Genomic DNA, 21,358 nt, shown 5'->3' with positions numbered 1-21,358 from the left:
TTATTGCAGGGCCGCAAAAAGCGTGTCTATATCGGCTTTGTTGTTATAGAAATTAATGCCGATCGTGAGCATGTTATTTTTATAGCGCGCCATGATGCCGCTTTCTTCGAGCTGCCGGAACTGTCCGGGCGTGATTTTTAGGCGCTGTATCGCCGAAAGGTGCTGCGGCCCGAAGTTGGAAAGGACTTCCACTTTATGTTTCCGTGCTTCTTCATGCAGGTAGGTGACCAGTGCCTGGATATAAGCGTGAATGTCTGCGATGCCGATGGCATTGATGTAACGCAGCGCTTCACCGAGCAACAGTATATTAAGAAAGGGAGGGGTGCCCTGTTCAAATACGGTGGCGTCCTGTTTGGGCTTAAACTGCGTATAGTCCTGCGTGGTATCAAAATCCGGATTGGGATAGGTCACATTGTACCATCCCATGGTTTTAGGCGGATATTTTTCCTGTAGTTGGCGGGACACGTACATGCCACCGGAGCCGTATCCTGCCGCCGCCCATTTGTAGGTATGGAAAATCAGAATGTCGATGTTGCAGGCTGCCACATCTATTTCATTGACGCCAAAAGACTGTGTGGCGTCCACGATCAGTATGATACCTCTTTTTTTACATAACTCCCCTATAGCCTGCAGATCGTGCCGGTAGCCCGAGCGGAACATCACGTGGCTGAGGATAAGTATACGCGTGTCCGGTGTAATTTGTTGTTCGATAGTACTGAGCGGTATTGCGCCGTTGGCTTCCGGCTGCACGAGGCGTACCGAATGGCCATGATGTATCCAGGGAACGAAGCTGGTGGGGAAATCATCCTTCATGGTAAGTATTTCAAACGTCGTGGGAAACATGCCCACAAGCAATCCCATGGCTTGTGCAGTGTTGGTGATAAAGGCCACTTCAGCAGTGTTCGCGTTGATCATACCTGCCATGGTGGCCCGTATTTCCTCTACTTCGGGGTTCCAGACAGACATTACGCCCCGGCCCTGTTCACTCAGATCGGTCAGCAGCGCGGAGGCCTTGTCCACCAGCGGTTTGCTGACAGGCGCGCCGCCATTGGTAAAGAAGTAAGTGTATGTATTGAAGACCGGGTAATCGGCCCTTATTTTCTCCCATTTAGTGCTGTTGGCGATCATCTTTTTATACTATTTTATTAATTGTTGATTCTTAATAAGCAATCCGCCGGCGCCCGTTCTGATTACAAAATAAACACGATAACTTGCGATGTACGACGGGAATTAATTCATATACAATTTAAGGCTTTTAGCATGTTGAAAAAAAGAAAACAGCTGGCATATGCGATGGCGCTGCTACCAGTGGGAACATTGTTTGCACAGGAGCAGCCGCTGTTCCGTAAGGCAGGTGCGCCGGTTGATCAGCGCGTCAATGACCTGCTGCATACATTAACGTTGCAGGAGAAAATCTCCTTGTTGGGATATAACAGTCCCGCTATTGAGCGGTTGCATATTCCTGCCTATAACTGGTGGAACGAAGCATTGCATGGCATAGCCCGTGGCGGTGAAGCCACTGTGTTTCCGCAGGCCATAGGGCTGTCGGCTTCTTTTAACGCGCCGCTGGCGCAGTCTGTGGCTACTGCTATTTCCACAGAAGCCCGCGCGAAGTATAACCTGGCCGTTGCCGCCGGTCGCCACGTGCAGTATATGGGGCTGAATTTCTGGACGCCGAACGTCAATATTTTCCGCGACCCGCGGTGGGGCCGGGGACAGGAGACCTATGGGGAAGACCCTTATCTGACAGGCACCATGGCCGGCGCGTTTGTACATGGCCTGCAGGGCGATGAGCCGGGAGCGCTGAAAACAGCCGCATGCGCCAAACATTTTGCCGTACATAGCGGACCGGAAGCGGACCGCCATAGTTTCAATGCGGTGGTCGATGAAAAAGACCTGCGCGAGACTTATCTCTATGCCTTCAAAAAGATGGTGGACGGCCATGTGGAATCTATCATGTGCGCCTATAACAGGGTAAACAGCCAGCCATGTTGCACCGGTAACACCTTGCTGCAGGATATTCTGCGGAAGGAGTGGAAATTCAGCGGACAGGTGGTGACCGACTGCTGGGCGCTGGACGATATCTGGTTGCGCCATAAAGCTATTCCTACCCGCGAGGAAGTGGCTGCTGCCGCTATCAAAGCAGGCGTTAACCTGGATTGCGCGAATATTTTACAGGATGATGTATTAAAAGCGATCGATAAAGGCTGGCTGAAACCTGCGGACGTAGACAGTGCGCTGAGCGCCAGTCTGCGTACCCAAATGAAGCTCGGGCTGTATGATGTGCCGGGACACAGCCGCTACAGCGGTTACGGGGCCGACAGCGTGAACAATGCCTGGCATACTTCACTGGCGCTCCAGGCTGCAAGAGAAAGTATGGTATTGCTGAAGAATAACGGCGTGCTGCCGTTGCAACAAGACAAATACGCCTCTATGCTGGTCACCGGTTCCAATTCCGCCTCGCTGGAAGCGCTGATGGGCAACTATCACGGCGTGTCCGGCAATATGGTGACCTTCACCGCCGGCCTCAGCAAAGCAGCCGGACCGGGCATGGCCACTCAATATGACCAGGGATGTGATTTTACGGATACGCTGCATTTCGGAGGTATCTGGGCCTCTCAGAACTGTGATGTGACAGTTGCCGTGATAGGACTTACGCCTTTGCTGGAAGGGGAGGAAGGAGATGCTTTCCTGTCTGCCTCCGGTGGGGATAAAAATTCGTTGAGCCTTCCCCGTTCGCAGGTGGTTTTTATGCAGAAGTTGAGGGCTGCGCATAAAAAGCCGATCATAGCAGTCGTTACCGCCGGCAGCGCGGTAGATGTTACTGCCATTGAGCCTTACGCAGATGCGATCATCCTGGCATGGTACCCTGGCGAGCAAGGCGGTACTGCGCTCGCGGACATCATCTTCGGAAAATATTCGCCCGCAGGGCGCCTCCCGGTCACCTTTTATCAATCGGTGAAAGACCTCCCGGACTACAAGGACTATAGCATGAAAAACCGCACCTATCGTTATTTTAAAGGCAAGGCAGCTTATCCTTTCGGTTTCGGTCTCAGCTATACCACGTTTACGTATGACTGGCAACAGGCGCCGGCCAACGGTTATAAACTGAATGATACCATTCGTATGACCGTTAACGTGCGCAATACCGGTAATATGGACGGAGATGAAGTATTACAGGCATACATCACCTATCCGGACCAGGAAAGGATGCCGTTGAAAGAGCTGAAAGCCTTTAAGCGGGTGTCGGTAAAACAGGGCAATGCCACTGCTGTGACGCTGGAAATACCCATGGCAGAGTTGCAGAAATGGGACCTGTCACAGCAACGCTGGAAGCTGTATAAGGGAACATATGGCGTACATGTTGGATCGTCTTCCACAGATTTTAAGCTGACGCGCAACATTGTTGTAAAATAAGAAGAAGCGGGTGTCTTCATAGCTGTAGCCGCAAGGCACCCGCTGTTTAATTTCTGTACCAGGCGGCAATAAATACCTTTCCGGTTTGTTTCAGATGCAAAGTTTGTTATATTGCGAACCATATTGTAACTGTAGTCATAAAATTGTTATACCCATCCCGCATTTTTTAAAACCTTAGATATCTATGAAATATTTTTCCCTGGCTTTATTATGGTCTTTTTTGTTGATGGTTGCTGCCACGGCATCGGGGCAGACAACAGGTACCTTTTTTGTAGGCGGCGACATTGACAAGTTTTATCCGGTTGTATGGAAAGACAACGGCTGGTTTGCCAACACTGCTTCAGAATTGGAAATAGGGAGGGCGGATGTCCATCGCGATGGGGGCAATGAATGGAGAGGTTCTTTACTGGCAAAATTCCGCTACCACGTTACCAATTGGGGAAACGGGTCTGATTTTATTGAAGCGGATATCCATCAGGCTGGATCTGCCTATGACTTCATTGCAGGCTGGAGGGATGTTACAGGCTTCAATAACGCGAATGAGATCATTATCTGGCTGAGGGGAAATACGTCTTATTCCTATACATCCCGTTATGCGATAGAGGCGCCGGCTGTATTCGATGGTGTAGCGAATCCCCTGCCATTGACGATGCTGAATGAACCTCCCCATACGTTTAAAACGTCTGTGGATGGTTATGTAAACAGGCAGGGCAGGACAATAGGATCGTTGTATTTGAATGGCATCGTTAACTGGACCGCCTACAACTGGAGAAAGCCGCTCCGGCTACCAACAGGACAGGCAATAGCTTTCGATGCAGGCACCACAAAGATTGGCCTGGGGGGTGTGGGCAATAAACTCTATCTCTTTACGACCGATGTGGAGGACGCCAGCAAAGTCCCCAATTACCGGTTAATTATGAACGAAAACGGAGAAATGGGTATCGGGACTGAACCTGTGACAGGTTTCAGGATGGTCGTGGAAGGCTCGCTGGGTGCCCGTAGAATAAAGGTGGCACAAGGCACCTGGGCCGATTTTGTTTTTCATGATGATTATAAACTCCCTTCATTACAGGAAACAGAAGCCTTCATCAAAGTCAACAAACATCTGCCTGATATCCCTTCCGAAAAAGAAGTTGCTGAAAAGGGGGTGGACGTAGGTGAAATGAATAAACTGCTGCTGCAGAAAATAGAAGAGATGACCTTACACATGATCAAAATGGAAAAAAGAATTCAGGAGCTGGAAAGCAGGCAGGAGAAATAATTGTCCGTGCAGGTTATACACTGTGCATAAAAAGAAGAGGACGTCTCAGTTTTAATTTGAGACGTCCTCTTCTTTTTGCATATAGCCGTTTAAGCGATCATTCTGTTGACCACCCGTTTCAGGGTAAGCCCTTGTATAATGATAGAGAACAGCACCACGAAATAACTTCCCGAGAGGATAATTTCCTTGTAGGGCGATTCAGGGAGTGACATGGCGAGTGCCACGGAGATGCCCCCACGAAGTCCGGCCCATACCAGTATCGTAATGCCTTTATAGGTTGTTTTCAATGAACGTTTCAATAGTAATGACGGGATATAGATACTCATCGCCCTGGCCACCAGTACGAAGAGTACTGCGAAGAGGCCTGTCAGCCAGTAATTTTTAAGGAAAGGCATCAGCACAATTTGTAGCCCGATCATCACAAAGAGAATGGTATTGAGCAGTTCATCTATCAAATGCCATACGTTATGGAAGTAACGTTGCATGTCTTCTGATTGTTTGGTGCCCAGGGAGGTATTGCCAAGGATAAGGCCGGCAGAGACTGCGGCCAGCGGAATGGACACGTGCAAGATGGCGCCCAGTACGGATATCACCATTACCATGGATAATGACACCATGACGATGATCTGGAAGTCGTCTACCCGTTTCATGGTGCGATAAGCTACCAGGCCGGAGATAACGCCTAACAGGATACCGCCGAACACTTCCTGTGAAAACAGGGCGACCGTATGTGAAAAAGAAACATGTGCGTCGGAGCTGGCAGCCAGTTCTTTCAGGATAACGAAGAGCAGGATACCAGTACCGTCATTCAGCAGGGATTCTCCACCGATAATGGTTTCCAGCGAAGATGGCACTTTAGATTTTTTCAGTACAGACATCACGGCCACCGGATCGGTAGGTGAAATGAGCGCGCCAAACAGCAGGCAGTAAAGCAGCGGCAGTTCAATGTGCAGCAGTCCTGTGGCCCAATACAGCAGATAACCGAAGATAAAGGTAGAGCCAATTACCCCGATGGTACTGAGTATCAGCACCGGGTAACGTTGTTCTTTCAGTTTCTGAAAGTCGAATTGCAGGGCGCTCGCAAACAGGAGGAAGCCTAACATAATATCCAGCAGTGTTTGTGTAAAGTCAATACTGCTGGTGAGATCTTTGATGAACGCGTAAGCGTCGGGGAAAATTTTACCGGTAAACAAAATCAGCAGGGACAACAACAGCGAAACCACGATCACGCCTATGGTGCCGGGGAGTTTGATAAACCGGTTGTTGATGTACGAAATCAGCGCACTGATAGTGATTAAAGCCGTAATAATTGTAAAAGTGTTCATAGCTTCCAGATAATGCCAGTTAAAGAATACAGATTTAAAAATGATAATGCTATCACTATAGGGGGCGCTAAAGATAGAAAAACATTTGTAAACCGGCCTACCGGCGGCCATGAACAATTACTTTTTTTTAGTGGCAGCAGCTTTCTTTTTCGGTGTGGCAGCGGTTTTCTTTTTGGACGGAGTAGCTACTTTGTTATATGCCAAAGCCCTATTTACCCAGTGTTCCAGCTGCTTTTTCGTGCGTAGGGCAGAGTTGTCCACGTATACAAACCCCGGCATTATTTTGCCACCATGCACCATGGGCATGCAACTTTCTTCCTCCAGCGCGGCGTCTGTCAGCGCCGGATCAATGCGCAGCATGATGTTGTCGGCTTTTACGCCTACGCACATTTTATCATCGACCATAAAACAGAGACCGCCAAACATTTTCTTTTCTTCAATGTTGGCCGACGCAGGTGCGATCAGTTCTCTGACGCGATCGGCCATTTTTTCATCAAAAGCCATGGGAGAGGTTTTGTGTGTATTAAAGGTACAGGTTAATATCCATACTTCGTTTCGAGCGCGTGCAGGAGCATGTTGGCAATTTCTACAGTGTTTTCCTGTTGTATGTTGGTGAAAACAATATAGGCGCGGTCAACAGCGGGTATCACTTTCACCGTGGTGACGAAAGTGCCTGGCGTACCGCTGTTGTACGATATGGAGTGCGCGTTAGCGTTGATGTCAGTGAACCAGCCATAGGCAAAGCCTGGGAGGCCAAAATGTAATTGCCGGAAAATACTGGCTGAAAGCAGTGGAGATTTCCCGGCGAGGCCGCGCAGTTGTTCCTGTATAAACCGGCTATAGTCCCGCAGGCTGACATGGATGTTGCCGGCCACCTGCAGCCAGTTAAGCCTGGGATTATACGCCGGTGCTTCAGGACGGCCTTGTGCATCGTGGCCCCATGGTTGCGTAGTGTCGCTAACGTTAGGACTGCCAAGGCCAAACCGGATATGTAATTGTAGACCTAGTGCCTCCAGCAACTGAGGATAGCTTTTGCCGCTGGCTTTTTCCAGCATGAGGCCGGCGAGGGCGTAGCCACTGTTGGTGAGGTTAAGACCTGTGTCAGCTACGGGTGGCTGTTGGAGCAGCCAGCGCGCAAATTGCTGGCGCTGGCTGGCTTCACTGCCGGTAATTTCCTCCGGGCGGGGATGAGGATGGGTATACGTATAGTGAGCAAGGTTATTTCGGAAGGTTAACAGCTGTTGGAGGGTGAGGTGATGATATGCCTTATTGCTGCCGGCTTTCCAGTCAGGGAAGCGTGTAAAGAAGGGGGTGTCCCAGGAGAGCAGGTGTTGTTGCACCAGCATGGCCGCGATCATGCAGGTGATGGCTTTGGTGTTGGAGCCAATACGGAACTGATGATCTATGGTGGCCGGAATGTCAGAATTGATTTTACAGAAGCCTGTCATGTCAATATCGAAAATGGTATCTGATGATATGACAGCATAACCGAGTGCCGGGATACGATGGGCTTGCCGAAGACTATCAGCGAAGGAATGAAGGGACTGGGCGGCGGAAGTAACAAAGAGCAGCATCAGAAAAGATGCTGACAGGAATGCACGCATGAAAAAAGATTTGTGCAAAGGACGGGAAAACGGGGGGAAATACCGCTCGTCGCCTGAAAAAAATCAGGCGACTGCGGATATATGAATAGGACATGGTCATTGGGCGTTCCGTATGTACAGCGGATCGCAATGGAAATAGTTGATAAATGCTATCGTGAATACCTGCTCGTCTGGCAGGCCAATGCTGTGAGCGATTTCAGCGAGGGTAATATTTTTATATACCAGAAGATGATAGGCCCTCAGCATTTTCTGCTGGAATGCAAAATCTTCCAATGGAATGTAGAACATGTTTTCAAATGCGCCAGCCAGTACTGCGCTGGGCAGGTTAAACAGAAAGGCGGTGTGCATCAGGGGCGATTCCAGTTCTACATTATCTTTCAGGTATTGAAAGACACGTACCAGTGTGGCATCATCTACCGGGCGCTGGATATTTTCCGGGGTGGCGTCCTGGCAGAGGTAGTTGCTGAAGATAGCCACGCAGCAGCGGCGCAGGAGGCATTCAGCCTGGTCTTCAATCAGTCGGCATTCCTTGATAATGTCCAGCAACTGCTGGATAGCGATATTAGTGGTACAGTCACGCTGATTGAGTGGTTCGCTCTGATCGCTGATTCTTTTGCGCAGCAGGCCTCTGAGTTCCGGGAATTCCCGTACAAGTGCCCCCATGCAACCAGGTATAATGTTGATATGAAAGCTGCTGATCTGTATCCCTGGAATAACGGGAACGGTGTGCATTTGCTCCGGCAGGTTAAACAGGCAGATCTGACGCCCTATCATGTTAAAGTCGCCTCTCCCGTGAATATTGGCCACCACGGCATCGGCCTGGTTGAAATGAAGGGCCAGGATATGCCGCGGCGAATACGGCGTGAGCAGAATGTTTCTTTTGGCCAGCACTTCGTGGTGCCAGATGGAAAAATCCCTTACTTTGATATTCTGGCAGAACATGTCGCAATCCGCGTCCTGCTTGAAATACTGACGGGCAAAGGGAATCACGGTATCGTTGAAATCGTCCGGGATCAGCTCCAAAGGGGTAAAATACTGGTCGTCGCGTTCTATCAGAAGTATTTTTCGTTCGGGCGTGGGTTTGATGGTATTTTGGTCATCCATAAAACTTATACGATTAAAACTGAATGTCAATACATAATCCTTATTTGACAGGAATAGGTCAGTTAAAAAGTCATGGTTATTTTGTGCCTGAGATACTCTATTTATGTCATTATTTAAAACAGGGTATCACGCAGAAAAGTACTATGTCAAATTCGGGTTTTTTTCAAACAAAATAGAAGACTATTTATCCAGTCTTTAAATATGTTGATAAATTAATATCTTTCTTTGGTCCGGAGAAATTTTTTTCCCCGTGGGCAGATTCAACGACGACTACAGTTTTTTCTTAGAGCAAAGATCGGGGAAAGCAAGCGTATGTCCATCTCCCTGCACGCAGGGAGACGGACTTTTTTTATTGATTTTTTCTAGTGGGACAAAACGGCGCTGCCTTTTTCGGCGACAACGGTGGTTTTGATCTGCCGGCGGCCTATAAACAGCACGACTGCCGCGAGAAGGGACGTACCACACATGGTGAGGGCGAGGGGAACGGCATTATGGGTGTTATACAGGCTCACTACGGTGGCGGCCAACGCGCCAACGCCCATTTGCAGCGCACCCATCAGGGCGGAAGCGGTACCGGCGTTTTTCGTGAACGGCGCCAGGCAGAGCGCTGCTGTATTGGGATTGATGAAGCCCATACAACAAAGGAATAAAAACAACAACAACAGCAGGCTGGTGAGACCGAGCCAGTCGTTCCAGGCGCTGACAGCCATCACCACCGCGATGATACCCTGCAAGGTAAGTGCTACGGGCACTATCTGCCGGCTTTCATATCTTTTCAGCAGGAAGCTGTTGACCTGGCTGCAACCAATGAAACCGACCGACAGGCCGGCGAAAATCCAGCCGTAGGTCTTGCCGTCGAGGTGGTAGGCGTCCATAAAGACCTGCGGAGAACCGGACACATAGGCAAACAGTCCGGAGAAAGCGATGGCGCCGGTAAAGGCATAGGTATAAAACTGTGGCGTAGTGGCCACCGTCCAGAAGCTCTGAATGATGGGCCCCGGTTTGAGCGACAGCGTGGTGTCTGGCCGGTAGCTCTCCGGTAACCACCAGATGGTGGCCAGCAGCAACAGCAGGCCTATACCGCCTAATACAATAAATACGGCATGCCAGTGGAAAGCGGCGGCCGCGTAACCACCAATTGTGGGCGCCAGCATAGGGGAGGCGCCGACTACCAGCATCAGCAGGGCAAACACTTTCGCGTTTTCCTTTACCGGGAACAGGTCGCGGACCATGGCTACGGAAGCCACAGTGGCGGCACAGCTGCCCAGCGCCTGGATAAAACGAAGTATGACCAGGCTGTTTAACGTGGCCGCATATACGCAACCCAGCGAGGCTGCGATGTATACCAGTAATCCAAGTATGAGCGGTACTTTACGCCCAAAACGGTCCAGCAACGGCCCGTACAGCAGTTGCCCGGCTGAAATGCCGATGAAAAAACTGGAGAGGGACAGCCCCACACGGGCCTGCTCTACGCCAAAATCTTTAGCGATCGCAGGAAAGCTCGGCAGGTACATGTCTATGGAAAACGGCGCTAAAGCCGTCAAAGAGCCAAGTATCAATATCAGGAAAAAATAGCCGGATCGGGTATGTTCTTGTGTCACAGTCTGTTGGTTTAGTATCAAGCCGTAAAAGTAGAACAACCATTTTATTCCTGTAGCCCTTGAGCAGAATGATAATATTGATAACCCCATAGAGGGAAATGATAACTATTGATTATAATAAATTAATATATATTTGCGCGTCCTATTATTGTCGAGATGAGCACTACCACATTGAAAAACCTGGTAGCAGTGTTATGGCTGCTGCTGGTCCCCATTATGATCTATGCCCAGGAAGGAATGCCTGCCACGGTACGTCCCTGTGGCACAGACGTTTTACTACAGCAATGGCGCCGGGACCCTTCGTTCCTGGCACGGGAACAGGCCATCAACCAGGCCCTGCTGCAACGTCACTATGTGACGGTGCCCGGAGCGCCTGCGGCCGATCCCGCCATCATCACCCTGCCGGTGGTGGTGCATATACTCAACGAAAACCTCAACGCCTATACGGACCTGGACGTGGCCAACGCCCTCCAGCAGCTGAATGACGCTTACAGCGCCACCGGCGCTTTTACCGGCGGCCGCACCGATACCAAAATACGGTTCTGCCTCGCTAAAACGGCACCCGATGGCGGTCGCACCAGCGGCATCGTTCGTACCTATACCTACCTGAACGATTTCGATGTGGACATGGAAGGAGGGGAAGTAACGGACATGGGAGCGTGGGACCGTACCCGTTATATCAATATATGGGTGGTGTCCACTATCCGTTCCGACTATATGCAGGACTTCAGCTGCGGCAACTGGAGCCGCCTCACCATGGGCGGATATGCCAGCGCCGGCGGCGATATTGTGGTGGCCGGACTGGGCGTAGGTGTACTGGCCCACGAAATGGGGCACTACCTCAGCCTGCTGCATACCTTTGCCGCCCGCGATTGTAAAAACGATGACTGTCTCACCGACGGCGATATGGTTTGCGACACCCCGCCGGAAAGGACCATCACCGGTGGTTATGCCTGCAGCGCCCCCCAAAACTCCTGTAGCACCGATACGCTGTCCGGTTTCACGGTTGATGTGCCTGACCTGCCGGACAATTTCATGGACTATGGCCAAGGCACCGGCTGCGTGCTCGGCTTCACCGCCGGCCAGACCACCCGCATGCGTAATTTCATCGCCGCTGCCCTGCCGCTGATGCAGGCCAGCACCGTTTGCAACGACCCCTGTGCGGGCGCCGTCACCGCGGCTTTCAGCCGTGACATTGCTTATCCGGTGGTCGGGGATGTGGTCACTTTTACCACCGCCATTACAGCGGGGCAGTCAGTACAATGGCTGGTAGACGGCGCGCCGGCCGGGACAGGCGTTACCCTGGCACTGCCCGTGACTGTAAAGAAAACCTATCAGCTGGAATTGCATGTAACCGACAACGTAACCGGCTGTCATGCTTCCACCACCGATGCCATGGCGGTAAGCTGCGGCGTGGTGGCCCGCTTCTATCCGGATAAACGCAAGATCGCCTCCAAACTCGGCATACAGACAGATCATGTGGTATTTACCAACCGCTCCCGCAACGCCACCTCCTGGAAATGGCTGATCAGCAACGATAAAGGAATGGCCGAAACAGTAGTGAGCACTAATGAACAGCTGGATTATATATTTAACACGCCCGCTAATTATAAGGTACGGCTATACGCTACTGACGGGCATTGCGAAGACACTACCAATCCCGTTACCATTGTGGTGGACGATCCTACCGCCGATGGCGTGGTGTACGTGTCCGGGGTGGAGTGTTACCAGCAGAACAAGCTGCGGGTAAAGCTTTATTTTGAAAACAAAGGATATCAGACCATCCCTAAAAATACCCCTGTCTCTTTTTATGACGATGATCCACGGCTGGGAAAGGGCAAGCGGTTAGGAACACCCTTCCCGCTGCCCGCAGACCTGCCCGGCAAATGTGTGTCGGTACTTTACACCACCATTGTGGACGCCGGCCGCGAAGGCATCGATACGCTGGTGACCGTGATGAATGACAACGGGACTGTTTTTCCATTGGTATTTCCCAATACGGGCGTAACAGAAAGCGATTACACCAATAATGTCAGCTTTAAGAAAGGCTTCCGGTTTCGTGTGTCGCTTGCACCGGGCGACTATACCCTGACGCCACAGCAACAACTGGTGCTGAAGCCCACGGCCAAAGGAGGTACCCTGACCAGCGCCACCTGGGACCCGTTGCCTTACCTGGACTGTACCACCTGCATCAACGCTACGTTTACCGCGCCTTACCGCAAAGATACCGTCACTATCGTGAAAGTGCGGGGCTATACACAATACGCCTGCTTTGCGGATACGATAGCCACCATACACATCCCTCCGGTAGACGACTATACGATAAAACTGGACAAAGTGGATTGTTCCGCTGGTGACAGCCTGCATGTGGCGTTCTCCTTGTGTAATGCCTATGCTAAAGGCGATATACCTATCGGCCTCCAGGTAGATTTTTATGACCGTCTTCCTGCTGATCCTGCTGCCATAAGGCTGGGCAATACTTTTCTGACGCCGCTGTCTTCTGTTGGCGTTTGCGGCACTTATGGGCAATACCTTCGAAATACCACCACCGGACAGGTAGTGGCCGTGGTAAACAAAGACCGTCAGCCATTCCCGCCGGCCACGGGGCTGAATGAAGCAGATTATACTAATAATAATTATACAGCCAATTATGTAGCACCTGTGCTGACGGTATTGCCGAAAGACACCACGGTATTCCGTAAAGCGCCGTTTCATTTTTATTATGAGGTGAAAGGCTTTGATCCGGTCACGATCCGGTGGGACAACAGTGATGCCTATACGATGGACTGTGGTATTTGTCCGGCGCCATCTGTTCAGATGCTGGACAGCAGCCGGATAGGATTGAAGTTGACGAACCGCTACGGCTGTGTATTGACAGGAGAGGAATATGTACACCTGGTGCCGCCGGACCTTACCGTCAACTTGTTATCGGCGCATTGTTACGACAACCAGCATATTCTCGTGAAGTTTAAAGTATGTGTAGCCAACGGCTACGATACCATCTTCCAAAAAATACCGGTATCATTTTATAACGGCGATCCCGGTAACGAACGCACCACGTTGCTGCAACCGTTGTTTTATACACCGGTGGCCAAAGAAGGCGACTGCCGGGAGTTTACCCATGTGCTCAGTGCGCCCGGTACTGCGGAGGTGGTGGCCGTGGTAAATGACAAAGGCGGATTTGTATGGGCAGAAACAGACTATACCAACAACCGGAGCGCGGTAGATTATGAGACCTTCTCCGTTAGTGCTGCGCCGGCATTGATATCACTGCCGAGGCCTGCCAACGTACCGTTGCGTACGACCGTTACCGGTGGGCCGGCATCGTCCTATGCCTGGGAGCCGCAATCGGGGCTGTCCTGCGTAACCTGTCCTTATCCGGTGGCGGCGGCCACTTCCTCCATGCGTTATGTGGTAACGGCCACCAACGACTACTGGTGCACCGATACGGCCAGTGTGCAGATACAGACTTTCGTCAATGCAGGCATCAGCATGCCAAATGCTTTTTCTCCCAATGGCGACGGACAGAATGATTATTTCTATGTAATTGGCAGCTGGGATATTCGCCAGGTGCGTAACCTGTCGGTGTTTAACCGCTCGGGCAACAAGGTATTTGAAGCAGTGAATACGCCGGCCAACGACCGGAGCTATGGCTGGAACGGGCTGGTAAACGGAAAGAAAGCAGATATGGGCACCTATGTGTATTTCGCGACAGTGGAATATATAGACGGTACTGTCAAACTGATAAAAGGAACGGTGACGCTTATACGGTAACAGTTGAACAGCTTATAAAAAGAAAAACCGGCTCCCAGTGAAGAGCCGGTTTTTTTCATCCTTTCACACACACTATACATGAACAGTTCTAAGCATGGTCCCGTTTTCGTTAAAGCGGCTATGCCAGCTAAGTGCCTCCTGCAGCAGGTGAGGGGTGTGGCCTCCATGGCTGCAGGCATTGGTAAAATAGTTATTCAGTTCGTCCTTGTAGCTGGCATGCGCGCATTTGGATATGATCAGTCCTGCCCTTTCCCGGGGGGCTAGTCCCCGTAAATCGGCCAGACCGTTCTCTGTCACTATAATATCTACATCATGTTCAGTATTGTCTATATGGGAAGCCATTGGAACAATGTGCGAAATGCCGCCGGCTTTGGAAGATGACTGTGTTACAAATATGCTCAGGTATGCGTTGCGCGCGAAATCATTGGAGCCGCCGATCCCGTTCATCATGGCGGTGCCGCCGATGTGAGTGGAATTGACATTACCGTAGATGTCGCATTCAATGGCCGTATTGATGCTGATGACGCCCAGCCGGCGGATGACCTCCGCGGCATTGCTGATGTCCTGTGGCCGCAGGACAATATGCGGTTTGTATTTATCGAAGTTGTTGAAAACCCTGTTGTAGCAAGCCTGGGACACCGTAATGGAAGAGGCGGACGCTACTTCCAGTTTACCTGCGTCAATCAGGTTAAAAGCGCTGTCCTGTATCACTTCTGAGTACATGGTGAGATGATGGAAATTGCCATCCATAAAGCCTTCCATGACCGCATTGGCTACTTTGCCGATACCCGACTGTAATGGCCGGAGTGACTGTGGCAGCCTGCCTTTGCTGATTTCATGTGAAAAGAACTCCAGCAGATGGCCGGCGATGGCGGTGGTTTTTTCATCTCTTTCATTGATAGATGCCGGGCTGTCGGTGGTAGTGGTCAGAACTACCGCCACAATTTTCTCCGGGTCAACCGGGATGGACTGCCGCCCTACGCGGGCGCCGGCATGGGTGATAGGAATGATTTGTTTGTCAGGCCATATGCCGGCAGAGAAAATGTCATGTACCCCGTACAGGGAAAGGGGCACCGAAAGGTTTATTTCAATGATGATCTTGTCTGCCGCAGCTGCAAATGCCGCGGAGTTGCCGACAGAAGTTGTTGGTACGATGCTGCCGTCTTCCTCTATCAGCAATGCTTCGATGACGGCGATGTCTACGCGGGGAATGATTTTCTCTTCCACAAAGGAGGCGCTTTCGCCGAGATGCTGGTCAATAAAGAGAACTTCACCGTTGTTGATTTTTTTGCGTAACGCAGGATCTACCTGGAAGGGCATGCGTTTGTGCAGTATGCCTGCTTCAGCCAGGGCCCCGTCTGTGTCGTGACCCAGTGAGGCGCCTGTGAGCAGCGTTATTCTGAGAGGTTTAGCAGGAGCTGTTGATGCCAGTGCCTTTAATACCGCTTTGCTGTCCCCCGCTTTGGTAAAACCGCTGGAGGCCACGACCATCCGGTCTTTAAACAACGTGGCAGCTTGTTCGGCACTGGTGATCTTCTGTAGTAAGTCTCTTCTCTTGATGCGTTCTTCGTACATGGTGCAGGAATGTGGCAAAGGCAAATGTAGCTTGCTGATTGCGGGTACAATATTAGGACGGTTTCAGGTGGCTGGTTGGTGCATCCGGGACAAACTTTTATTTGTTCCGGCCAATCCGGAGCACTGTTTTTATCGTTATATTTATAGTGTGTAGACTGTCACTTCATTTCCATTACATAAACCATCCTGCAACATGAAAAAAGTGTTCCTCTCTTTGTTATGTGTTTGCTTTTTTACTGCTGCCTCCGTGCAGGCGCAGAGTATACTGGACCAGGCAAAAAAGACGGCCGGGAGTGTACAGAATCCTTTGGCCAATTACAGCGGAGTAGCCGGTAGTATTCTGTCGAAGCTCACGCCGGCCCTGGGGCTGACGGAAGTACAGAAACCGAAAGTGACTGACCTGGTGACCGGTTTCCTGAAGCAGAAAGCGGGTATTCTTCCCTTGCAGCAGAGCAATCCTGCGTCTTATGCCTCCAAGTTTGCCGGCCTGCAAGGCGGTCTTTTCTCCAAACTCAAATTGTTGCTGACAGCGGCCCAGTACACCAAATTCCTGGGGCTGAAGCCGAAAACCAATGATGCGACCAACGTGTTGTCGCAGTTGTTTTTCTAGTTTCTTTCCGTAAAGGGGCCTCGCAAAGGCACCAGGGAGCAACGCACACAAAGAATGATGTCAGTGAGCAAAAAAAGCAAAGGAGCGAATGTCAAATCCGATATTCGCTCCTTTGTTTTTTTATTTAAAACATACACACAGCGCTCTTTGCTGTCTGGTACGTTTGCGAGCTATTTATCTTGAAAAAATCTTTACCTTCTTTGCCGGCTGGCACCTTTGCGAGAAACATCTTCTTTATTATCTTCGCGGCCCTATGCCAAAGCCAAAGAAGAAGACACCGAAGAAGAAAAAAACGAATAATAGTTTAGCCGTAGCCGTTATACTGATGCTTGTCACTTTTGCTGTGACTACCTGCTCCCGGAAGATAGCCGGAAGAAAGGAAACAGAACCTCCACGGAAGACTGCCTCGAAATCGCATGCTAAAAAGAAGACCAACAAATACCTGTTACAGGAAGATTTCGAAAAAGGCAGCAAGACCAATTACAATTCAGAAAACGTGGAACTGTCCAGCGGCAGCTGGGAGTTCAAAGATGCCGTGACCGGCAGTCTGGACGAAGACCATAAAACGGGCGCGCAGGCGTTGCGTATCCGTGATAACGGGATGGCCACTATGGATTTTGATATCGTGGTGAATGGCACCGTAACGGTTAGCATGAAGTATGCGTTGTATGGCAAGGACAAAGAAGGCGCCTGGGAATTATGGGCATCCGTGAACCGTGGACAGCGTTTTACCAAAGTAGGCAATACCGTGGAGGTGAGCTCCAACAGTTTGCAGACAGTTAGTTTCACCGCTACCACCTCGTCCACTATCCGTTTCCGGATACGGAAAACGGACAAAAGCGGGAGCCGTCTTAATATAGACGCCATCCGGGTAAGCGCAGGCGGCAAAGAAGCGCCGGTGGTGAAGCCGGAGAAAGGGGAAGGGGCCGTAGGTGGAGATGATGACAACCTTTTGCTGGGCAATCCCAGCAATGCCACGCCTGCCATGGTGATGCCCAACAACTACCTGATGGATAAAGGTTACTATACCTTGTCCTACAACCGCGATAATGGTACACCTAACTGGGTAAGCTGGCATGTCTCTGCCAGTGATCTGGGGCGTATGGCCAGAGGCAATGATTTCAGGCCTGATGCGGATATTCCGCAGGGCTGGTTCCAGGTGACGCAGTTCAGCTATAGTGGCAGTGGGTTTGACCGGGGGCATAACTGTCCTTCGGGTGACCGGACCGCTTCGCGGGATGCCAATGAGGCTACTTTCCTGATGACGAATATGATTCCTCAGGCGCCTAATCACAACCAGCATCTATGGTCCAATTTGGAGGGGTATACCCGTTCGCTGGTGAAAGACGGCAACGAGGTATATGTGATCATGGGCAGTTATGGCAGTGGTGGTGCCGGTAGCAAGGGCATGTCGAGAAGAATTGCCGGCAGCCGTGTGAATGTGCCTGCACGGATTTGGAAGGTGATCGTGGTGTTGCCGGAGGGTAACAATGACCTGAAGCGGGTGTCCCGGCAGACGCGTGTGATTGCCGTTAATACGCCTAATGACAATGAAGTGAACACGAAGTGGTCTGCATACCTAACTTCTGTGGAAGAGATTGAAAAAGCTACTGGTTACAGGCTATTGTCCAATGTGCCGGCGGCGGTGCGGCAGGAGTTGGTGAAGAAGATAGATACCGGTGAATAATGAGGTTAGCATGAATGTTGCAGGGTTAAAATCCCGCTAACGGAAAACCGGTAAAAGGAACGGCATAAAAAAATATTGGACGTTGTAATAATTAATTATAAATTGCATAAAATTGACATATTTTTAGCGGGATAATGTTTTTATCGCTTTAACAGAGTAAAATATAAAGGTAAAAAATACGCTAATTGTCACCTGGCCATACAGTATTTTACTTTATTGAAGAATTTTAACCTTTTGTATTTATGTATGTGTAACATTTGAAGACCTTAATTCGTTAGCTAACAATAGAGAATGATTGGTGAGATAACGAGCATAGTTTGAAACTGACAAAGACCTACACTTTTCACTGATTGCAGCACCCATTGCTTCTAATGCCTTAGGCAGGGGGAGAGTGCAGCTGTAATAAACGTAAGAAGACAGGCGTTATACCAGACAGGTATCAGCTGGTGCTCGGCGAAAAACAGCGTTAAAAAATAATAAAAATTATATAAGTTCAGATTATATGGGTGATAGGATGTCCGTGGCCTTATTAATTACGACCTACAATTGGCCAGAAGCGTTAAAGCTCGTTCTTGAAAGTGTGCTGAGGCAAACTGTTTTGCCGAATGAGGTAATCATCGCAGATGACGGATCAGGCGACACTACCAGGTATGTCATTGAAACGTTCAAGCGGAGCACTACTATTCCGGTAAAACATTTTTGGCATCCGGACGACGGGTTCCGAAAAACCATCATCATCAACCAGGCTATCTCCGGTACAGAATCTGACTATATTATACAGATAGACGGTGATATTGTACTGAATGAGAACTTTATCAGGGACCATATCAATGAAGCGGAAGAAGGGTATTATATCCGTGGCAGCCGTGTATTGCTGCCGGAAGACAAGACCCGTTATTTCCTGCGCTCCGGTGAATTCGGCAATGTGACGATATTTGGCCGTGGTATAAAGAACCGGTTTAACGGTGTTCGTATTCCGCTCCTCGCGCCGTTACTGATTAAGAAAAGCAAACGTTCCAATAATTTTATCGGTGCTAACTGCGCTTATTGGAAGAAGGACTTTCTGCGTGTGAATGGCTATAATAATGAACTAAAAGGGTGGGGCCATGAGGATATCGAACTGGCCGCACGGTTTATTAACTCCGGCCTGAGCCAGAAAAAGGTAAAGATGAAAGCGGTTTGTTATCATCTGCACCATCCTCTCAATGACCGGGTGCATGAGAACGTTAACTACAGGGTTTACCTGGACACGTTAAAAAAGGGGATCACCTATTGTACTAACGGTTATCATCACTAACATTATCATTCGGGGACATCTACGATTGTCCACAGGTTAATATACTTAAGGGGCTTGCTTTTCTTTAGCAAGCCCCTGTTTTATTTCCCCCAAATGAAAAAGGCGCTATCATATTGATAGCGCCTTTTTGGTAATAACCATAATATATATGGCCATATTAATATGTAAATGTTTTTAATCTATTTATGCTTCTGTTACTGCATCTTCCTTACCGGAGGCGAAAGTCTGCATATCGATGAGTTTTTTATAGAGGCCATTGCTGGCGATCAGGTCGAGGTGTGAGCCCTGCTCCACGATCTGTCCGTCTTCCAGCACAACGATGAGGTCGGCATTCTGAATGGTACTGAGGCGGTGGGCGATAACAAGGGAAGTACGGTGCTTCATGAGGTTATTGAGCGCATCCTGCACCATTTTTTCAGACTCTGTATCAAGGGCGGAAGTGGCTTCGTCCAGCAGCATGACCGGCGGATTGTTCAGTACAGCACGGGCGATACAGATACGTTGCCTTTGGCCACCGGAAAGTTTGGAGCCTTTATCGCCGATATTGGTCTGATAACCTTCGGCCGTGCCCATAATAAAGTCGTGGGCATTGGCGATACGGGCAGCTGCCTCTACTGCTTCGGGTGAAGCATCAGGCTTGCCGAAAGCGATATTATTGAAGATGCTGTCGTTGAAAAGGATCGACTCCTGGTTGACCAGGCCCAATTGCGCGCGTAAAGACTCCATGGTCACGCTTTGCAGCGGACGGCCATCGATAAGGATACTGCCGGACTGTGGCTCTATAAAACGGGGGATAAGGTCCATCATGGTGGACTTACCGCCGCCGGAAGGGCCTACCAGCGCGACTGTCTTGCCTTTTGGTACGATCAGGTTAATATTTTTGAGAATGGTTTTTTCGCCGTAGGCAAAAGACACATTTCTGAATTCAATATCTTTTTCAAAGCCGGTGATGACAGTAGCATCGGGGGCATCCACGATGGCTGGTTTCTCATCGATCAGTTCCAGTACCCTTTCACCAGCGGCCACGCCGGAGTGAATGTTGCTAAAGGAAGTGGAGATGGCCTTGGCGGGTCTCATCACCTGGGAGAACAGGGCAATATAGGCGATAAAGGCCGCCGCGCTGAGATCACCCTGGTTGGACAGTACGAGGGTGCCACCATACAATACGATACCGGCCACCATCATTACGCCCAGTGTTTCAGACACCGGCGAGGCCAGTTGCTGCCTGCTGGCCATGGCGCGGCCAATTTTAGAGTAGCGGACATTTTCGTTATTGAAACGGTCGGTGGTGAATTTCACCGCGTTGAAGGCTTTAATGATGCGGATGCCGTGGAGGGCTTCGTCCAGGTAGCTGATCATCAGGCCGTAGGTACGATGGGCTTCCTCCGCATGCTGTTTCAGCTTCTTAACAATCCTGGAAATGAGAAAGCCCGCTACAGGTATGATCAGCATGGAGGCCAGCGTCAATTTGTAGGAGATGATAAACAACATTACCAGGTAAAACAGCAGGGCCACCGGTTCTTTGAAGATCACCTGCAGAGTGCCGGTCACAGTATATTGTACGGTCTGAACGTCGCTGGCGATTTTAGAGATGATGTCCCCTTTGCGTTCATTGCTGAAATATCCCAGGTGGAGGTCCATGACGTTGTTGAAAACAGCCTTTCTCAGGTTCAGGAGGGTATGGATACGCAGGCTTTCCATGATTTTGTCTGCAAAGTACCGGAACAGGTTGCCCAGCAATACAGACGCCACAATACAGCCACATACGAAACGGAGTGTTTGTATCGCGCCATACTTGTTAAAAACAAAGGCCGTATAGTAGTTAAAAACCGCGAAGATATCGAACCAGTTTTGAGGTTTTGCCGGGACCTCTTTTACGTTACTGAAAATGGTAGCCAGCAGTGGAGCCAGCAGCGCCAGGTTCAGGGTGCTGAAGATAATCGACAGCAGCGTACAGAGTATATAGGGAATAGCGAATTTGTTAATAGGTTTGGCAAAAGCTAAGAGTCGGAAGTATGTCTTCATATCACTGTATAATAACTATCTATAAAGAAAGCCGCATCAAAGCAAAGCTGATGCGGCTTCTCTCACAGCGGGCAAAAT

General features: G+C 50.0%; 14 protein-coding genes. 6 read left to right on the top strand and 8 right to left on the bottom strand.

The window, feature by feature from the left end:
• Nucleotides 1-1,128 carry an aminotransferase class V-fold PLP-dependent enzyme gene (locus HGH92_RS00775; RefSeq protein WP_168868868.1) on the bottom strand — a complete coding sequence of 376 codons (1,128 nt, stop codon included), beginning with the start codon at nt 1,126-1,128 and terminating at the stop codon, nt 1-3.
• A gap of 132 nt (nt 1,129-1,260) precedes the next feature.
• Between HGH92_RS00775 and HGH92_RS00770 the strand changes: the two genes are divergently transcribed.
• Both HGH92_RS00770 and HGH92_RS00765 read left to right on the top strand, forming a co-directional pair.
• The gene (locus tag HGH92_RS00770; protein WP_247654801.1) at nt 1,261-3,417 is read left to right on the top strand and encodes a glycoside hydrolase family 3 N-terminal domain-containing protein; all 2,157 of its coding nucleotides are present in this window, start codon (nt 1,261-1,263) and stop codon (nt 3,415-3,417) included.
• A 184-nt stretch (nt 3,418-3,601) separates the two neighbouring features.
• Nucleotides 3,602-4,678, top strand: coding sequence for a hypothetical protein (locus HGH92_RS00765; protein WP_168868867.1), 1,077 nt, complete (start codon nt 3,602-3,604; stop codon nt 4,676-4,678).
• A gap of 89 nt (nt 4,679-4,767) precedes the next feature.
• On the opposite strand, the gene HGH92_RS00760 is transcribed toward HGH92_RS00765, so the two are convergent.
• From HGH92_RS00760 to HGH92_RS00740, 5 genes are all read right to left on the bottom strand, one after another.
• On the bottom strand, nt 4,768-6,003 hold the full coding sequence (locus HGH92_RS00760) for a cation:proton antiporter (RefSeq protein ID WP_168868866.1): 1,236 nt from the start codon (nt 6,001-6,003) through the stop codon (nt 4,768-4,770).
• A 117-nt stretch (nt 6,004-6,120) separates the two neighbouring features.
• Complete coding sequence (locus tag HGH92_RS00755) at nt 6,121-6,507, bottom strand: TfoX/Sxy family protein (RefSeq protein WP_211092503.1); 387 nt, start codon at nt 6,505-6,507, stop codon at nt 6,121-6,123.
• A 32-nt stretch (nt 6,508-6,539) separates the two neighbouring features.
• Nucleotides 6,540-7,607, bottom strand: a complete 1,068-nt coding sequence (locus HGH92_RS00750) for a serine hydrolase domain-containing protein (RefSeq protein ID WP_168868865.1) — start codon at nt 7,605-7,607, stop codon at nt 6,540-6,542.
• A 96-nt stretch (nt 7,608-7,703) separates the two neighbouring features.
• A complete protein-coding gene (locus tag HGH92_RS00745) occupies nt 7,704-8,711 on the bottom strand; it encodes a helix-turn-helix transcriptional regulator (RefSeq protein ID WP_168868864.1) in 1,008 nt (335 codons plus the stop codon).
• A gap of 362 nt (nt 8,712-9,073) precedes the next feature.
• Nucleotides 9,074-10,312, bottom strand: coding sequence for a multidrug effflux MFS transporter (locus tag HGH92_RS00740; protein WP_317166358.1), 1,239 nt, complete (start codon nt 10,310-10,312; stop codon nt 9,074-9,076).
• Between the two features lie 156 nt (nt 10,313-10,468).
• Between HGH92_RS00740 and HGH92_RS00735 the strand changes: the two genes are divergently transcribed.
• Nucleotides 10,469-14,086 carry a gliding motility-associated C-terminal domain-containing protein gene (locus HGH92_RS00735; protein ID WP_168868862.1) on the top strand — a complete coding sequence of 1,206 codons (3,618 nt, stop codon included), beginning with the start codon at nt 10,469-10,471 and terminating at the stop codon, nt 14,084-14,086.
• A 72-nt stretch (nt 14,087-14,158) separates the two neighbouring features.
• Here the strand turns inward: HGH92_RS00735 and HGH92_RS00730 are convergent, their stop codons facing one another.
• Nucleotides 14,159-15,661 carry a succinate CoA transferase gene (locus HGH92_RS00730; protein WP_168868861.1) on the bottom strand — a complete coding sequence of 501 codons (1,503 nt, stop codon included), beginning with the start codon at nt 15,659-15,661 and terminating at the stop codon, nt 14,159-14,161.
• 193 nt (nt 15,662-15,854) lie between these two features.
• Between HGH92_RS00730 and HGH92_RS00725 the strand changes: the two genes are divergently transcribed.
• The 3 genes from HGH92_RS00725 to HGH92_RS00715 all read left to right on the top strand — a co-directional run bounded on the left by HGH92_RS00725 (nt 15,855) and on the right by HGH92_RS00715 (nt 19,255).
• Complete coding sequence (locus tag HGH92_RS00725; protein WP_168868860.1) at nt 15,855-16,271, top strand: hypothetical protein; 417 nt, start codon at nt 15,855-15,857, stop codon at nt 16,269-16,271.
• Between the two features lie 253 nt (nt 16,272-16,524).
• Nucleotides 16,525-17,958, top strand: coding sequence for a DNA/RNA non-specific endonuclease (locus HGH92_RS00720; RefSeq protein WP_168868859.1), 1,434 nt, complete (start codon nt 16,525-16,527; stop codon nt 17,956-17,958).
• 502 nt (nt 17,959-18,460) lie between these two features.
• Nucleotides 18,461-19,255, top strand: a complete 795-nt coding sequence (locus HGH92_RS00715) for a glycosyltransferase family 2 protein (RefSeq protein ID WP_211092502.1) — start codon at nt 18,461-18,463, stop codon at nt 19,253-19,255.
• Between the two features lie 183 nt (nt 19,256-19,438).
• On the opposite strand, the gene HGH92_RS00710 is transcribed toward HGH92_RS00715, so the two are convergent.
• Nucleotides 19,439-21,280 carry an ABC transporter ATP-binding protein gene (locus HGH92_RS00710; protein ID WP_168868858.1) on the bottom strand — a complete coding sequence of 614 codons (1,842 nt, stop codon included), beginning with the start codon at nt 21,278-21,280 and terminating at the stop codon, nt 19,439-19,441.
• Between the last annotated feature and the right edge of the window lie 78 nt (nt 21,281-21,358).

It is taken from the genome of Chitinophaga varians (assembly GCF_012641275.1).
Lineage (GTDB): Bacteria > Bacteroidota > Bacteroidia > Chitinophagales > Chitinophagaceae > Chitinophaga > Chitinophaga varians_A.
This window is presented reverse-complemented; position numbering and strand designations above follow the sequence as displayed.

Coding starts and splice junctions, on each gene's coding strand:
- HGH92_RS00775 (WP_168868868.1), bottom strand. CDS start 1,128: ATGATCGCCAACAGCACTAAATGGGAGAAAATAAGGGCCGATTACCCG.
- HGH92_RS00770 (WP_247654801.1), top strand. CDS start 1,261: ATGTTGAAAAAAAGAAAACAGCTGGCATATGCGATGGCGCTGCTACCA.
- HGH92_RS00765 (WP_168868867.1), top strand. CDS start 3,602: ATGAAATATTTTTCCCTGGCTTTATTATGGTCTTTTTTGTTGATGGTT.
- HGH92_RS00760 (WP_168868866.1), bottom strand. CDS start 6,003: ATGAACACTTTTACAATTATTACGGCTTTAATCACTATCAGTGCGCTG.
- HGH92_RS00755 (WP_211092503.1), bottom strand. CDS start 6,507: ATGGCTTTTGATGAAAAAATGGCCGATCGCGTCAGAGAACTGATCGCA.
- HGH92_RS00750 (WP_168868865.1), bottom strand. CDS start 7,607: ATGCGTGCATTCCTGTCAGCATCTTTTCTGATGCTGCTCTTTGTTACT.
- HGH92_RS00745 (WP_168868864.1), bottom strand. CDS start 8,711: ATGGATGACCAAAATACCATCAAACCCACGCCCGAACGAAAAATACTT.
- HGH92_RS00735 (WP_168868862.1), top strand. CDS start 10,469: ATGAGCACTACCACATTGAAAAACCTGGTAGCAGTGTTATGGCTGCTG.
- HGH92_RS00730 (WP_168868861.1), bottom strand. CDS start 15,661: ATGTACGAAGAACGCATCAAGAGAAGAGACTTACTACAGAAGATCACC.
- HGH92_RS00725 (WP_168868860.1), top strand. CDS start 15,855: ATGAAAAAAGTGTTCCTCTCTTTGTTATGTGTTTGCTTTTTTACTGCT.
- HGH92_RS00720 (WP_168868859.1), top strand. CDS start 16,525: ATGCCAAAGCCAAAGAAGAAGACACCGAAGAAGAAAAAAACGAATAAT.
- HGH92_RS00715 (WP_211092502.1), top strand. CDS start 18,461: ATGGGTGATAGGATGTCCGTGGCCTTATTAATTACGACCTACAATTGG.
- HGH92_RS00710 (WP_168868858.1), bottom strand. CDS start 21,280: ATGAAGACATACTTCCGACTCTTAGCTTTTGCCAAACCTATTAACAAA.